The 13,581-nt window shown below is 67.1% G+C and carries 8 protein-coding genes; 4 read left to right on the forward strand and 4 right to left on the reverse strand.

The genetic code is table 11. The features are described 5' to 3' along the window. Window positions 1-48: 48 nt before the first annotated feature. Both Q9R30_RS16810 and Q9R30_RS16815 read right to left on the reverse strand, forming a co-directional pair. On the reverse strand, window positions 49-3,555 hold the full coding sequence (locus Q9R30_RS16810; protein WP_311218306.1) for a bifunctional proline dehydrogenase/L-glutamate gamma-semialdehyde dehydrogenase: 3,507 nt from the start codon (window positions 3,553-3,555) through the stop codon (window positions 49-51). 408 nt (window positions 3,556-3,963) lie between these two features. Further along, window positions 3,964-5,427, reverse strand: a complete 1,464-nt coding sequence (locus Q9R30_RS16815) for an amino acid permease (protein WP_104999354.1) — start codon at window positions 5,425-5,427, stop codon at window positions 3,964-3,966. A gap of 153 nt (window positions 5,428-5,580) precedes the next feature. Between Q9R30_RS16815 and Q9R30_RS16820 the strand changes: the two genes are divergently transcribed. The 4 genes from Q9R30_RS16820 to Q9R30_RS16835 all read left to right on the forward strand — a co-directional run bounded on the left by Q9R30_RS16820 (window position 5,581) and on the right by Q9R30_RS16835 (window position 9,220). Continuing rightward, entirely contained in the window at window positions 5,581-6,495 is a 915-nt protein-coding gene (locus Q9R30_RS16820; protein ID WP_104999355.1) for a LysR substrate-binding domain-containing protein, read from the forward strand. 144 nt (window positions 6,496-6,639) lie between these two features. Further along, window positions 6,640-7,065 (forward strand): aspartate 1-decarboxylase, encoded by a 426-nt coding sequence (gene panD, locus Q9R30_RS16825; protein WP_197432448.1) that lies wholly within the window; start codon window positions 6,640-6,642, stop codon window positions 7,063-7,065. A gap of 66 nt (window positions 7,066-7,131) precedes the next feature. Next, window positions 7,132-8,058 carry an AEC family transporter gene (locus Q9R30_RS16830; protein WP_311218307.1) on the forward strand — a complete coding sequence of 309 codons (927 nt, stop codon included), beginning with the start codon at window positions 7,132-7,134 and terminating at the stop codon, window positions 8,056-8,058. Window positions 8,059-8,077: 19 nt separating this feature from the next. Next, on the forward strand, window positions 8,078-9,220 hold the full coding sequence (locus Q9R30_RS16835) for an FAD-dependent oxidoreductase (protein WP_311218308.1): 1,143 nt from the start codon (window positions 8,078-8,080) through the stop codon (window positions 9,218-9,220). 6 nt (window positions 9,221-9,226) lie between these two features. On the opposite strand, the gene Q9R30_RS16840 is transcribed toward Q9R30_RS16835, so the two are convergent. After that, window positions 9,227-10,705: an MFS transporter gene (locus Q9R30_RS16840; RefSeq protein ID WP_311218309.1), complete on the reverse strand. Its 1,479-nt coding sequence runs from the start codon at window positions 10,703-10,705 to the stop codon at window positions 9,227-9,229. A gap of 59 nt (window positions 10,706-10,764) precedes the next feature. Next, window positions 10,765-13,395 (reverse strand): trehalase-like domain-containing protein, encoded by a 2,631-nt coding sequence (locus tag Q9R30_RS16845; protein ID WP_311218310.1) that lies wholly within the window; start codon window positions 13,393-13,395, stop codon window positions 10,765-10,767. Between the last annotated feature and the right edge of the window lie 186 nt (window positions 13,396-13,581).

Below are 13,581 nucleotides of genomic sequence, written 5' to 3' on the forward strand. Positions count from 1 at the left end.
AAGGTTACGCCGGCAGACTCCTCGAGCGGGGCGTCTGGAAAAGGGCGCCTAGATCAGGGCGTCGGAGAGGTGGTTGGGAGTTCCGAACCGGTGGGCGGTGATGCTGACGGCCTGCTCGTGCAGGAAGGGCAGCAGTTCCACGCGGCCGGCTTCGGTGACCGGGTGCGCGTAAATTGCCAGGTCCGGACGGCCGCCCGTGGCCTTGGCAAGGCCTGCCGCGTCGCCGCCGATCAGGCGGACGCGTGCGCCGGAAAGCTTCCCCGCCGCGGCGAGCCGGCCCGCGGAAGCCAGCCATTCGGCGTCGGACTCCACTGCTACTTCGATGTCCAGCGCGGTGAGCACCGGGCGCAGCTGGGCGGGAAGTTCGACGGCGGAGGAAACCGTGAGTGCCGAACCCGCCAGCACACCCGCTGCCACTGTCCGGACCAGATGGCCCAGCGGCGCGCCTTCAGACAGCCGGACCGTCACGGGCAGGCTGCGGTAGCGGAAGATGTTGCGCTCCGCGCTGAGTCCGGAGACATCCTTAGCTGTGCCGAACTCCTCGGTCCACGCCTGGGCGTCGGACGCCAGGGCCCGCTGCACGGACTCGAGCTCGGCGGGCTGCAGGACAGCGCCGGCAGCGTTGAGGATCCGCCGCACGCCGGGGTGGGTGGCAGCGGCATTCGCCGAGGCCGTGGCGGGCGCCCAATCACCGAGCCCTGCCAGGTAGTTGGGCCCGCCGGCCTTGGTACCTGCGCCAACGGCGGACTTCTTCCAGCCGCCGAACGGCTGGCGCTGCACGATGGCGCCGGTGATGCCGCGGTTCACATACAGGTTTCCGGCCTGGATGCTGTCCAGCCAGACGCCCAGTTCCTCGGAGTTCAGGGAGTGCAGGCCTGCGGTGAGGCCGTACTCGATCTGGTTCTGGATGGCGATGGCTTCTTCAAGGGTGTCGGCGGTCATCACGCCCAGGACGGGTCCGAAGAATTCGGTCAGGTGGAAGTAGGAGCCGCGCTTGACGCCGTAGCGCACGCCCGGGCTCCAGAGCCGGCCGGTGTTGTCCAGCTTTTTCGGTTCCACGGCCCAGTTCTCGCCCTCGCCCAGGGTGGTGAGGGCGTTGAGGAGCTTGCCCTTGGCCGGTTCGATGATCGGGCCCATCTGGCTGGTGGGGTCCTCGGGGTAGCCCACCTTGAGGGAGGTCACGGCGTCGATGAGCTGGTTGTGGAACCGCTTGGACTTGGCGACCGAACCCACCAGGATCACCAGCGACGCGGCCGAGCACTTCTGGCCGGCGTGGCCGAACGCCGAGTAGGCAACGTCCTTTGCGGCCAGGTCCAGGTCCGCGCTGGGGGTGACGATGATGGCGTTCTTGCCGCTGGTCTCGGCCAGCAGCGGCAGAGCCTGGCGGAAGGACCGGAACAGTTCGGCGGTCTCGTAGCCGCCGGTGAGGATCACGCGGTCAACGGCCGGGTGGCTGATGAGCTGCTTGCCCAGTTCCCGCTCGCCCAGCTGCACCATGGTCAGGACGTCCTTGGGGACGCCCGCCTCCCAGAGCGCTTCGATCATGACGGCGCCGCTGCGGGCGGCCTGCTTGGCGGGCTTGATCACGACGGCGGAGCCGGCGGCGAGTGCCGCGAGGGTGGACCCGGCGGGGATGGCCACCGGGAAGTTCCAGGGCGGGGTTACGACGGTGAGCTTTGCCGGGACGAACGTGGCGCCGTCGACCTCGTCCAGCTTGCGTGCGGACTCGGCGTAGTAGTGGGCAAAGTCCACGGCTTCGCTGACCTCGGGGTCGCCCTGGTCGATGGTCTTGCCGGTTTCGCTGGCCATGACCTCAAGCAGGTCGGCGCGGCGCGCCTCCAGGACGTCGCCGGCGCGGTGCAGGATTTCTGCACGCTCGGCACCGGAGAGTGCGCCCCAGGCCTTGCCTTTCTCCACGGCGGCCTGGATGGCGCCGTTCAAGGTTGCCTCGTCATTGATGAAGGCTGCTTTCACGGAGGCGTTGCCCAGGGTGGAGGACGGGACGCGGTCCAGGATGGCCCGGCCCCAGTCGCGGTTGGCGGGCAGGGACGGGTCAGTGTCCGGGGTGTTCTCGAAGTGGTCGTGCGGCCTGGGGACGGGCGGCAGGCTCCGGTTCTGCTTTCGGTTGGGCGCCGGGACACGGTTGTCCAGTTCGGCGAGCGAGGCGAGGAAGCGCTGCTTCTCGCGCTCGAACAGGGCTTCGTTCTTGTCCAGCTCGAACACGGCGGACATGAAGTTGTCCTGGCTGGCGCCCTCTTCGAGGCGGCGGATCAGGTAGGCAATGGCGACGTCGAACTCGGCCGGGTGCACCACCGGCGTGTAGAGCAGCAGGGAGCCGACGTCCTTCTTGACGGCTTCGGCCTGGCCCTGGGCCATACCCAGGAGCATCTCGAACTCGATGCTCTGCCGTGCGGTATCCGCGATGCCGCGCTGCTTGGCAAGGAGCCAGGCGAAGGCGATGTCGAACAGGTTGTGGCCGGCTACGCCGATCCGGATGTTCTTGATCCGCTCGGGGTGCAGGGAGTAGTTGATGACGCTCTTGTAGCTGGTGTCCGAGTCCTGCTTGCTGCCCCAGGTTGCCAGCGGCCAGTCGTGCAGGGAGGATTCCACCTGCTCCATTGGCAGGTTTGCGCCCTTGACCACGCGCACCTTGATGGCGGCGCCGCCGTGGGCACGCCTTTCAGCCGCCCAGTCCTGCAGCCGGATCATCGCGGACAGGGCATCCGGGAGGTAGGCCTGGAGCACAATGCCCGCTTCCAGGTCCTTGAACTCGGGCTTGTCCAGGATCCTGGTGAAGACCGCGATGGTCATGTCCAGGTCCTTGTACTCCTCCATGTCCAGGTTGATGAACTTGGCCTTGGGAAATGACGCTGCGCGCTCGAATAGCGGGGTGAGCTTCTCGACGACGTGTGCAACGGCCTCGTCGAAGGCCCACGGCGAGTGCGGGGCCACCGTGGAGGAGACCTTGATGGAGACGTAGTCGACGTCGGGGCGTGCCAGCAGGGTGTGCGTGCCCTCGAGCCGGCGGGAGGCCTCGTGCTCGCCCAGTACGGCTTCGCCGAGGAGGTTGACGTTGAGCTTGATGCCGTCCTTGCGGATCTTGGCGATCGCGGGGCCGAGCTTGGCGTCGGTGGCGTCAACGATCAGGTGGCCCACCATTTCGCGCAGGACCTTGCGGGCAATGGGGATGACCACCTGCGGCATGACCGGAGCCATGGTTCCGCCCAATGCTACGGCGCTGCGCATATACCAGGGCAGGAACGCGGGGACCTTGGGCGCCAGTGCGGCGAGGTTGCGGGCGGCAACGTTCAGGTCCTCGGGGCGGACCACGCCGTCCACGAAGCCAACGGTGAATTCCAGGCCGTTGGGGTCCTTCAGGACGCCGGCGAGCTGCTGGGCGGAAGCGTCCACGGGCACCTTCGATGCCTCGGTCAGCCAGTGGCGGACCAGCGCCACGGCGTCGGTTGCCAGGGCCTTGGCCTGCGGCACATCGACGTCGACGGTCTGCGGCGCAGTTCCGGCGGCGGCTGCGGGTTCCATTGCAACGTGGGTCATTGTTTTCCCGATCTTTCTGGGGTTCAAGGAGGTCTTAGCAACCAGTATGAGCTTCCAATCACATAAGATAAAGCGATCTTTTCTAAGCAATACAGGTTAGAAAAACCAACTCTTCTTCCCGCCGCCGGACCGGTCGGAAACTCCACGCACCCTCTCTCACTTCCTGCGCGTTTCGGGGCAACCCTCTCTCACTTAATGCGGGAAAAACGGCGACGCTCTATCACCCTCCACAGGAAGGTGATAGAGCGTCCGTGTTTGGGCGACGTTAAGTGAGAGAGCGTCCCGGTTCGGGCGACGTTAAGTGAGAGAGCGTCCCGGTTCGGGCGACGTTAAGTGAGAGAGCGTCCCGGTTCGGGCGACGTTAAGTGAGAGAGCGTCCCGGTTCGGGCGACGTTAAGTGAGAGAGCGTCAGCCGACGGGCCGGTGCATCTCCACAATCTCCTCATGCCGGGGGCTGTTGGGGTTCATCAGGGAGTTCTTCTTGCCATAGAAGAAGTAGATGGCCAGGCCGATGACCAGCCAGACGCCGAACCGCACCCAGGTCTCCCAGTGCAGCTGGAACATCAGGAACGCGGAGGCCAGGACGCCGAATGCGGGGATGACCGGCATCAGCGGCAAGCGGAAGGTGCGCGGAGCGTCCGGCTTCTTGTAGCGGAAGATGATCACGGAGAAGCAGACGACGACGAACGCGGCAAGGATGCCGATGTTGGTGAGGTCCGCGACTTCCTTGATGGGGAATACCCCGGCCAGGAACGCTGAGGCAACGCCGGCGATCCATGTGACCCGCTGGGGCGTTCCGTGGCGGTCCGTCTTGGCGAACCAGCCGGGAAGCAGCCCGTCGCGGCTCATGGCGAACCATACGCGGGTGACGCCCAGGAGGAATGTCAGCATCACGGTGAGGATGGACAGCACAGCAAACACCGAGATGATCGTGGCGATGACCGGAAGGCCCACGCCGGTGAAGGCTGACGCGAAGCCGGCTTTGGGATCGATGTCCTTGTAATTCTGCATGCCGGTCAGCACCAGGGTGGCGGCCACGTAGAGCAGCATGGCGATGATGAGGGACAGGATGATGGCCTTGGGCATGTGCTTTTTGCCGTCGGTGGCTTCCTCGGCCGCGGTGCTCATGGCGTCGTAGCCGAAAACTGCGAAGAAGACCGTGGCTGCGCCGGCCAGCACGGGACCGAAGCCGCTCGGCATGAACGGGTTGTAGTTGTTGGTGTCGATGTAGAAGACGCCAAGGCCGATGATGAAGAGGATCAGGATGACCTTGACGGCCACAGCCACCAGTTCGAACCGGCCGAACGCCTTGGTGCCTCGGGAGAGGATCCAGGTGACCAGCAGGCAGACCAGGATGGCAGGGAGGTTGACGATGCCGCCCTTGCCTTCATCCGCCGTCGAGGTCATCCAAACAGGCATATGGATGCCGATGCCGGAGAGGAAGGCGTCAAAGTAGCCGGAGATGCCGATGGCCACCACAGCCACGATGGCGATGTACTCCAGCAGCAGGTCCCAGCCGATGAACCAGCCGATGATCTCGCCCAAGGCCACGTACCCGTAGGTGTAGGCGGAACCGGCGCGCGGAATCATGCCCGCAAACTCGGCGTAGGAGAGCGCCGCCGCCGCCGAGGCGAGGCCTGCCACCAGGAAGGAAATCAGCACCGCGGGCCCCACCCCGGGTGCGGTTTCGCTACCGGCGGCCACCAGCCCCGCGAGGGAGAAGATGCCGACGCCGATAATGCCGCCAACGCCGATTGCCGTCAGCTGCCAAAGCCCGAGTGACTTAAAGAGGCCACTGTGTTTGTTCTCTTCTTCAATGTCGTCAATGGGCTTGCGCCGCATGATCGACTGGGTCATGTCTCTACTGCTCATCAGGAACTCCTGCTTGGGGTGCTTCCCCGTCACGGCGCGCGAAAAATCGCTTGTGACGGGGGTAACTCGGTCTCAACAGTATGCAAGCGGGGTTGCGTTAGATAAAGTGACTACTTCTAACCTATATTCATTAGTTTCGGTAAGGATTTCCTTATGCTTGATGTTCGCCGGCTTCGCCTGCTCCGGGAACTGAGCATCCGGGGGACGCTGGCGGAGGTGGCAGACGCACTCCAGTACAGCCCGTCGTCGGTGTCCCAGCAGCTCGCGCTGCTGGAGAAGGAAGTGGGGGTTGAGCTGCTGCGGAAGACCGGGCGGCGGGTGCAGCTCACCCCGCAGGCGGAGGTCCTGGTGGCCCACACCGCGCAGCTGCTCGAAACCATGGAACAGGCCGAGGCGGACCTTGCGGCTTCCCTGACCACCGTGACCGGGACAGTGCGGATCGCCGTGTTCCAGTCGGCCGCGCTGGCGCTCATGCCCGAGACCCTCACCCGCATGGCCGGCGCGTATCCCGAAGTGCGCATCGAGATGATCCAGCGTGAGCCGGAAACGGCGCTGCACGAGACGTGGGCACGCGACTTCGACCTGGTCATCGCCGAGCAGTACCCCGGCCACGCCGCCCCGCGCTATCCCGAACTGGACCGCGTCAAGCTCACTACCGACGCCATCCGGCTCGCCGTTCCCCCCGCGTCCGACGGCGGCCCCGCCATCTCCTCGATCGAGGACACCGCGGAACTCGCCTGGGTCATGGAACCACGGGGGGCGGCGTCCCGCCACTGGGCCGAGCAGGCCTGCCGGAGCGCGGGGTTCGAGCCCGACGTGCGTTTTGAAACCGCCGACCTCCAGGCCCAGATCCGCCTCATCGAGTCCGGGAACGCGGTGGCGCTGATGCCGGACCTGGTGTGGACGGGGCGCGGCACCACCGCCCGGCTCCTTGACCTGCCGGGCAAGCCGCACCGCACGGTGTTCACCTCCGTCCGCCGTTCCAGCGCCCAGCGGCCCGCGATCCTCGCAGCCCGGGAGACCCTGGCGGCCACTGCAGCGGCCGTGGCACAGCAGGACGCCGGGTGACCAGCCGCCGTCGTGCTGTGTCCTTCCAAAATTGGCGCCGCCCAGCGTAGCGACGGGGCTCGGGCACTGCGCAGGAGCCGTCCCTGCGTCACTGTTCCCTGCATCACTGCGCCGACGGGCCCCCAACGCTAGACTGATGCCGTTATGAATCGCACAATGTTCAAGTCCAAAATCCACCGGGCCACCGTCACGCACGCCGACCTGCACTACGTAGGTTCGGTCACCGTTGACCTGGACCTGCTCGAGGCCGCCGACATCCTTCCCGGCGAGCTCGTCTCCATCGTGGACGTGACCAACGGCTCGCGGCTTGAGACTTACACCATCGCCGGCGAGCGCGGCTCCGGCGTGATCGGCATCAATGGTGCAGCGGCGCACCTCATGCACGAGAACGACGTCGTCATCCTGATTACCTACGCCCAGATGACCACCGAAGAGGCCAAGGCCTATGAACCGCGGGTGGTCCACGTGGATGAAAACAACCGGGTGATCCAGCTGGGCAATGACCCGGCCGAGGGCCTCACTCCGGGGATGATGCGGCCCCCTTTCGCGCTTAACAACGCCACCCTGTAACCGGAGGGTGCTTTCCGGCAGACGGCTCCCCCGCACGGCCCGGGCTGATTCCCTGCGGATTGTCTCTTGCTAGGGGTACTCGCCGGGTTTTTTGTGGTCTGGTGCATCATCCTGGTGGGCTGGTTCGTGGGCCGGCAGAAGATCCTGGGTGACAACGCCCGGCAGGTCCTCAGCTCCCTCACCTTTTTCGTGGCCAGCCCCGCCCTGCTCTTCGAAACGCTGAGCAAGGCCCGCCTCGCAGAGGTTTTCGCGGCGCCGCTGCTGGTTGCTGCGGTCTCGGCAGTGGCCACCGCGGCCATTTTCTTTGCCATCGCCCGGTTCTGGCTCAAACGCCCGCTGCCCGAGTCCCTGATGTCCTCCATGGCGGCCTCACTGGTGAACTCCGCCAACCTGGGCATCCCCATCGCGGTGTACGTCCTGGGCGACGCAAGCTACGTGGCACCGCTGCTCATCTTCCAGCTCGCCTTCTTCACGCCGCTGTTCCTGATGCTCCTGGATTCAAGCACCAGCTCCCACCGCACCACGCCGCTGAACTTCATCGTAATGATCCTCCGGAATCCCATGATCGTGGGTTCCGCGCTGGGCCTGGCCGTGGCCGGGACAGGCTGGCAGGTCCCGCAACTGGTGATGGAGCCCATCCACCTGATCGGTGGCGCGGCGATTCCGGCCATGCTGATCGCGTTTGGCATGAGCCTGAACGGCACCCGGCCGCTCCAAGCCTCGGAAGGCCGGCGCCTGGACACGCTGCTGGCCAGCGGCTTCAAACTGGCCGTCCAGCCCGCGCTGGCATATCTTTTTGCACGGTTCGGGCTGGGGCTTGAAGGCCACGTCCTGTTCGCCGTGGTGGTCACCGCTGCCCTGCCTACAGCGCAGAATGTCTTTGTGGCTGCCAGCCGGTACAAGACCGGCCTCACCGTGGCGAAAGACACCGTGCTGATTACCACCGTTGTGGCCGTGCCGGCGATGATCGGCGTGGCATTGCTGCTGACCTGACCCGAGTCGTGGAGGGCTGATGAATACTGTTCTGGACACCGTGGTGATCGGCGGCGGCGCCATGGGCTCGGCCGCCGCGTGGGCGCTGTCCCGCCGGGGCCGGCATGTGACTTTGGTGGAGCAGTTCGGGCCGGGGCACAGGATCGGGGCCTCGCACGGCACCACCCGCAACCTGAACCCCGGTTACCACCGTCCCGAATACGTGGCCATGCTGGCAGAGGGGCTGGCGCTGTGGGATGAGCTTGAGCAGGAAAGCGGCGAGACGCTGCTGGCGCGGACGGGGGTTGTGAACCACGGACCGGACCCCCGGCTTCCGGACACCGCCGAGGCATTGACGCAGGCGGGCATCCGGGCGGAGCTCCTGTCCCCGGCCGCGGCCCGGGAGCGCTGGCGCGGCATCCGTTTCGACCAGCAGGCACTGCACATGCCCGACGGCGGCCAGCTCAACCCTGAAGCAGCGCTTCCTGCATTACAGCGCCTCGCCGCAGCCCGCGGTGCCGAGATCCGGCACCACACCAAGGTGGTGGACCTGCAGGTGATGGACGACGGCGTCCGGCTGGGCTTGGAGTCCGCCGCCGGCATCGAGGAGGTCACCGCCGCGCAGGTGGTGGTCACGGCCGGCGGCTGGACGGAGAAGCTCCTGGGCCGGGTGTTCAGCAACAGCCCCGGTACCGGGCTGCGGATTCCCAGGCTGCGGGTCACGCAGGAGCAGCCGGCACACTTCCGGGTGGCGGACGCGGGCGCAGTGTGGCCCGGCTTCAACCACTACCCCGGCACCGGGGCGGACTACCGGGGCTGGTATTCCCCCGTGTACGGCATGGAGACGCCCGGCGAGGGGATCAAGGCGGGCTGGCACGGAGTGGGACCGCCCGTTGATCCTGACCAGCGCTCCTTCCAGCCCGAACCCCGGCAGCTCGCCGCCCTGCAGGACTACGCGCGGACGTGGCTGCCCGGGGTAGACGCCGATTCCTTCGAGGCCATCAGCTGCACCTACACCACCACCCCGGACGAGGACTTTATCCTGGACCGGATCGGCCCCGTGGTGATCGGCGCCGGGTTCTCCGGGCACGGGTTCAAGTTCACCCCCGTGATTGGCCGCATCCTCGCCGACCTCGCCACAGGCACCCGTCCCGCGCCGGAGATCTTCCGTGCTTCCCGCTAAATGCGCCTACCGCGTCTTGTCCTCTGCTTCGGCGAGGGCCGGCTCCCCGTCCGTGCCGCCGTCGTCGTCCTTTCCGGAGGCGCCCGCCCCCACCGCCGGCATGGCCAGCACGGCCGCCACCGTGAGGATGCCGCCCACCAGCGCGGCCAGGAACACGGCACCGGACGCAGCCACGACTGCGGGTGCCGCGCCTTCCCCGGCCGTGGTGGCGTAGACCGCGTTGGCCACCGCACCGAAGACGGCCACACCCAGCGCGCTCCCAATGGACCGCGCGAACATGTTGGTGCTGGTGACCACGCCGCGCTCATTCCACTCAACGCTGGACTGGGCAGAGATCAGGGTGGGAGTGGCAACCAGCCCCAGGCCGAGCCCCACGACGAAACAGCTGGCGGCCACTAGAGCCACGCTGGGTGTGGCGGCCGTAAGGGCCAGGACCAGGAGTCCCGCCACGGTCACGGAGATCCCGATCAACGCCGTGGCCTTGAAGCCGATTCGCAGGTAGAACCGGCCCGCCTGTGAAGCACTGAGGGGCCAGCCGAGGGTCAGGGCCGCGAGCGCCAGGCCTGCGATAAGGGGTGAGGTTCCCAGCGCACCTTCCAGGAACGTGGGCACATAGGAGGTCAGCCCGATCATCACCGCCCCGACGCCGAAGGACACCAGCGTGGTGGTGCCCAAAAGCCTGCGCGAAACCACCCAGGACGGCAGGACCGGCTCCGCCGCCCGCCGTTCCACCGCCAGGAACACCGCCAACAGCGCTGCGCCCGCAACAAAGAGGCCGATGCTGACCGGGGAATTCCATGCCCAGCCCTGGCCGCCCTGGAGGGCACCAAGGATCAGCAGGCCCAGCGAAACCGCCAGCAGGGCCGCCCCGGCGTAGTCCACCCGGTGCTTGGCGCGTTCAACATTTTCGTGCAGGGTCCTGAGCAGCATCCACCCGGCAAGGAGGCACAGCGGAATGTTGACCAGGAAGATTCCGCGCCAGATCCCCAGCGAGGAGAAGATCCCGCCGAGGCTCGGGCCCACCACGGAGGAGACAGCCCAGACGCTGGCCAGGTAGCCCTGGACCTTGGCCCGCTCCTCCAGCGAGTAGATGTCCCCGGCGATGGTGATGGAGACCGGCAGGACGGCGCCCGCACCGAGGCCCTGCAGGGCGCGGAACGCTATGAGTGCGGGCATGCTCCAGGCGATGCCGCAGAGGACGGACCCAAGCAGGAAAAGCCCAATTCCCGCCAGGATGATGGGCTTGCGGCCCAGCATGTCGGACAGTTTGCCGTAGATGGGCACCGAGACGGCCTGGGCCAGCAGGTACGCGGAAAACAGCCAGGGGAAGGACTCAAACCCGCCCACGTCCCGGACGATCGACGGGACGGCGGTGGCCACGATGGTGGAATCGATGGCCACCAGGCCGGTGGACAGCATCAGGGCAATGAGAATGGGGCCCCGTTCAGAGCGGAACCCCACCCCCTGGGCGCGCGCGGTCTTCATGAGTCTCGTTTCAGTCTTGGGTCCCTGCTACCACTCTAGGTACCCACGACCGGGGCCCGCTATCGCCTGCCCTGGTGTGCGTCCAGGAGCCGCGCGCAGCGGATGAAGCCCAGGTGCGAGTACGCCTGCGGATGGTTCCCCAGGTGTGTCTCCGTGCCGGGATCGTACTCCTCCGGCAGCAGCCCGGTGGGACCGAAAAGGTTCACCAGCTGGTCGAACAGGTCCCAGGCCTCATCGATGCGGCCCACGGCCACATACGCTTCGATCAGCCAGGTGGTGCAGATGTGGAACCCGCCCTCCAGGCCCGGCAGGCCGTCGTCGTACCTGTACCTGAAGACGGTGGGACCCACGCGCAGTTCCCGCTCCACGGCGGTGACGGTGTCCAGGAAGCGCTGGTCCGAAACGTCCAGCAGGCCGGAGAGCCCGATGTGCAGGACGGCGGCGTCGAGGTCCGGGCTGTCGTAGGCCACGGTGTAGGACCTCGCCGACTCGTCCCAGCCCTCGCGCAGCACCTCCGCGCGGATGGTGCCCGCCAGGGGAGCCCAGGCCGGGTCCGGCTCCCGGCCGTGGCGGGCGGCCGTCCGCAGCGCCCGGTCCAGCGTCACCCAGCACATCACCTTGGAATAGACGTGGTGGCGCGCTGCGCGCCTGGCCTCCCAGATGCCGTGGTCCGGTTCGTGCCAGCGGGCCTGGACGGCCGAGGCCATCTGGACCATCAGGTCCCAGTGGCCCTCAGCGAGCGCACCCTCCCGCTCGCTCAGGGCGTGGATCAGTTCGGCAACCGGGCCAAAAACGTCCAGCTGGACCTGGTGGTCCGCGGCGTTGCCGATCCTGACCGGACGGGAGCCCGCGTACCCCGGGAGGCTGTCGACGACGGCCTCCGTGGAGAGCGGCGCGCCGGTCACCGAGTACAGGGGGTGCAGCCACTCGGGGCCGGGTGCATGTTCGAGGATCCGGCCCAGCCATGCCAGGAAGCCCGCGGCCTCCGCCGTGGAGCCGAGGTCCACCAGCGCGTTAACCGTCATGGACCCGTCCCGCAGCCAGCAGTACCGGTAGTCCCAGTTCCTTGTGCCGCCGATCCCCTCCGGCAGTGACGTGGTGGGGGCTGCGAGGACGGCGCCGGTGGGTTCATGGACCAGGGCGCGGAGCACCAGGGCCGACCGCCGCACCAGGGAGGGTTTGACGGACGGCAGGACAAGTCTCTGCACCCACTGGCGTGCGTGCAGGGCCACTCCGGCCCGCCTCTCCGTCTCCCCGCCGGGGTCCGCGGGCTGCGGTTCGGTATCGCCGCAGCGCAGGTTGAGCACCACCGGGCCGTCCTGCAGGTTCACCGCCGCCGTGGCCGTGGCATGGCGCCCGTCCGAGGTGATGCTGAAGGTGATGCCAGGCGCGAACAGGATGATGGGCTCCGAGGTCCCCACCACATGCAGTTCCCCGCCGCGGGCCTCCATGCTGAACGGGGCATTGGCGTAGTCCGGCCGGGGAGCGAAAGTAATCCGGGCGGCTCCATGGCCGGTCAGCACCCGGACCAGACTGGTGATGCCGTCCGGCGCAGGCTCAAGGTAGTCCGTGACCGTGACGTCCGCCCACCGGGTCTCAACAATCATGGTGCTGTCCACGTACCGCTGCCCCAGCACCTGGGAGGCCTTGACCGGCTCCACGGAAAAGTGGCCGGCCGCGTCTCCGCCGAGGATGTGGGCGAAAAGTGATCCGGAATCCGGCAGCGGATGGCTCATCCAGCAGACCTTCGCGTCCGGCGTCAGCAGCGCGGTGGAGGATCCGTTGCCGATCATCGTGTGCCGCTCAAGGCCCACCGCGTCCTCGCCGAACAGCCAGGCCCGCCGCAGCTCGAAGAGGAGGGCCAGGACCCGGGCGAAGGCTTCCGGATCGCGGACGCGGTGGGCCGCAGCGGTCTGCCCCTGACCGACCTTAAGTCCGAGGTCCGGCCCGCGCAGGGTGGCGATGGCCAGCTCGTCACTGTAGGCGTCCCCGGCGAACATGGCGGCGCTTGCCCCGAGCCGTGACCGGAGGTTTTCCAGTGCCTCGGCCTTGGACGGTTCCACGACGGACAGGTCCAGCACGGAACCGTCCACAATGAAGAACAGCCCGTGGGCGCGGGCAATCTCCCGGGCGGTTTCCGTCACGGACTCCACCACGTCCGGCGGCGCCGGGCGGGTGTGGACGGAAACGGCCACGGGTTTGCGTTCAATCCAAATGCCTTTCTGGAATCCCACGGCCTCGTTGAGCGCCGCGTTGACCTTCTGCAGGACCGACTCGGTGGCCAGGGTCTGCGCGTGTGCGAAGCCCATGTCCGACTCCGCGCCATGCGAACCAATCAGGTGAACCTCAACGGGCAGCCGCGACACCGCCGCAAGGTCGCGGAGCGAGCGCCCCGAAATGATGGCGGCGTGGGTATTCGGCAGGGCAGCCAAGGCGCGCAAAGCTATCGCCGCATTGCCCAGGGGCAGGATCTCGGTGGAGATCCCTTCGGCGTCGCACAGGGTCCCGCCGTAGTTGCAGGCCACCAGCAATCCCGGAACACGCGCCAGCACTTTCAGCTCGGCCAGCAGCGCAGGCGTCAGGCCGTTGTCCGCCGCATCCGACTGGATGAAGGCGCGGAGCATGTCCAGCGGAAGGGACCGGGTGAGCAGTGCGGAATCCGCCACGCTTTGGTTCAACGGCGTAGGCATGCGGGTACCCCTTTGAGGCCGGACCAGGCCGGGACTACAGCCGCTGGATCGCCCGCGGACTACCGGTTGGTGCCCCTCCCGGGAATCCCAGTAATTCCCGAGGGGGCAGTTCCCATGGTCAGCCCCGGCAGTTTCCCCCGAAAGTCCTCTTTATTGCGTATGTGTAAAAGTCCGACGGACCGCGCC

The sequence above is a fragment of the Arthrobacter sp. AB6 genome (assembly GCF_031844545.1).
Classification (GTDB): domain Bacteria; phylum Actinomycetota; class Actinomycetes; order Actinomycetales; family Micrococcaceae; genus Arthrobacter.